Raw genomic sequence first — 2,358 nt, 5'->3', positions numbered from 1 at the left:
CTAATAACTATAAATTATTTGGAGGTACTAACTTGATCATGGATACAAAAACTACAAATTAAATAGCGATTTTCTATCTTCTGATTATGGAAAATATCATCATCTAAAAGATCAGATAAATCATTTAATTTATATACAATACATCTTGAATACCTGTACCGAAATGATACTTGGATAAAAAATAACGAACTGCATATTATAAGTCACATTAAATTGTTTCTCAACAATGAAAACTGGTTTATAGGTAGAAATTTAAAAAACTATTTATTTGAAGAAATAATTAATGTCACTACACTTATAATATTTTTAGTCTTCTGCCCAATTGTATTGTATCTACCGATTGAGTTATTAAAGAAATATCTATTTTATTATTTATATATGTAATAAATTTTCAATATGAAACAAAATTGATTTTAAATTTATCCTTGTTATTATCTTTAAGCAAAATACAGAAATATGGATTTGAATAAAATTATCTGTCCTTATTTATATAAAGTAGATATTATAGAAAATCAAACAATGCTAAATGATTATCTAATAAGAATAGGAGTTAGTTATGTGCAAGAATAAAGTATTTTTAAGTTATAGTAAACCATTTAGAAATGATCAAATAGACTTTTTAGATAAATTGAAAAACTACTTGAATAGCATTGATCTCAAACCTATATGCTTAGAGCAAATTCATTATTCATATAAAAGCCCACTTGAGCCAATTTTAGAAATTATTGATGATTCAAAGGGAACTATAGTTATTCCATTTGAAAGATTTCATTCATATGTAGGTTATAGTAAGGAGGACTCAAGAGAAAATAAAGAAATTATAAATAGTTTTTATTCAAGCCCATGGACACAAATTGAAGCAGGAATTACATACTCAAAAAAAAAGCCTCTACTAATATTAAAACCTAATTACATATTGCAAGAAGGTATAATTGATGATAAGACAAATGATTACTATCAAATATTTGTTATAGAATGTAAAAAAATAAATAATAGATTTGTTATGCAATCATTTGAATCCAATAATAATCTTAAAAATATTATTAAAACTTGGTCAATGGGCCTTTAGATCACTAAAAGTTAATAATTAACAGGAAATTATTTTATTATACAATTCAAGAGTATCCAGCATCAACTCTAGATGATTAATTTGATCTAGAGTACTTTCTAATTTCCAATCATTTGCAACAACTAACTTCTCACATATATTTTGATATTTTGTAAATTCAGCATTATTGTTTTGTACTAAATAAGCTTCTTGTAGTGTAGCATTAATCCAGTAATCATCAATGTCGTAATCTTTTTCGCATAAGATAATAATTTCTTTATATATTTTTTTGCTCCAAAAGTAATTAGTAACTTTAACTTCTACATTTTTACTGTAATGAGATAACATCATAAGACTGTATGCATAATTTACTCCAGCATAGTAGTTATTTGATAGCTCATAACTTCGCTTATAGTTATCTAAACATTTTTCTAATTCAATTATATTTTTATTGATATACCACTTTTTTTTATAAATTGCACCGAAAGTTGATAATAATTCAAAATTTTGTATTGTGTATTCACCAGTAAAATCTACCAGCACTTTTTCTGCCTTTTCTAAATTTTCAATACTGCTTTCATTCTGTTTATAAATACACACTGCGAGTTCCTTTACTATATATTCATCTTTAGTTAATTCAAATGCTCTACGAAAATGTTGTTCTGCTTTGATAAAATCTTTTTTATTCTTTAAAGATTGTGCTGTAGAAAGTAACTTGTATATAGAATTTTTGCCTTCATATTTAGACGAAATTTTATGAAAAAAAGATTGATCCATCTCATTAGGTAACTTTATATCTAATGATGTATAAAGTGGACTATCTATATCTGGATTATTTTTAGAATTCAGTTCATTAATAACCTCAACTAATTTATTAGAAAGTTTATCAATTTCCATATTTGAGATAGTTAAACCATCGTGTATATATTTGTGTATTCTCAGGTGATTAATATCAAAAGGCAAAACCGCTTGGTTTTCTGCAATTATGATAGTAGTATATGGTTTCAAAGCATGTCTAACACCCAGTTCATATATCGCATTAGAATTTAAAGTAGATATGTCAGCAATAACCAAATCTGATTTGTATAACAATTCGTATAATTCCGTATCAATGCTTTTATTAGTTATGACTTCGTCAGATCGTATGCACTCTATATTTAAATTAATCATAGTTGGTTTAATCAATTTATTATATGTAACATCAAGATCTATAGTCCTCTGTGTATTAGGACAAATTTTTTTCCCAAAGCCCATTATTACAAAACAATTTTTGATCAAGTTAGTACCTCCAAATAATTTATAGTTATTAG

Annotated in this window: 2 protein-coding genes; one reads left to right on the top strand and one right to left on the bottom strand. The window is 25.2% G+C overall.

What is annotated here, in order from left to right:
• The first annotated feature begins 556 nt into the window (after positions 1 to 556).
• Positions 557 to 1,069 (top strand): hypothetical protein, encoded by a 513-nt coding sequence (locus BR66_RS0115590; RefSeq protein ID WP_026883721.1) that lies wholly within the window; start codon positions 557 to 559, stop codon positions 1,067 to 1,069.
• An 18-nt stretch (positions 1,070 to 1,087) separates the two neighbouring features.
• On the opposite strand, the gene BR66_RS0115585 is transcribed toward BR66_RS0115590, so the two are convergent.
• A partial coding sequence (locus BR66_RS0115585; protein ID WP_026883720.1) for a TRAFs-binding domain-containing protein occupies positions 1,088 to 2,358 on the bottom strand: 1,271 nt, incomplete at its 5' end.

The sequence above is a fragment of the Clostridium akagii DSM 12554 genome (assembly GCF_000686725.1).
Lineage (GTDB): Bacteria > Bacillota > Clostridia > Clostridiales > Clostridiaceae > Clostridium_I > Clostridium_I akagii.
This window is presented reverse-complemented; position numbering and strand designations above follow the sequence as displayed.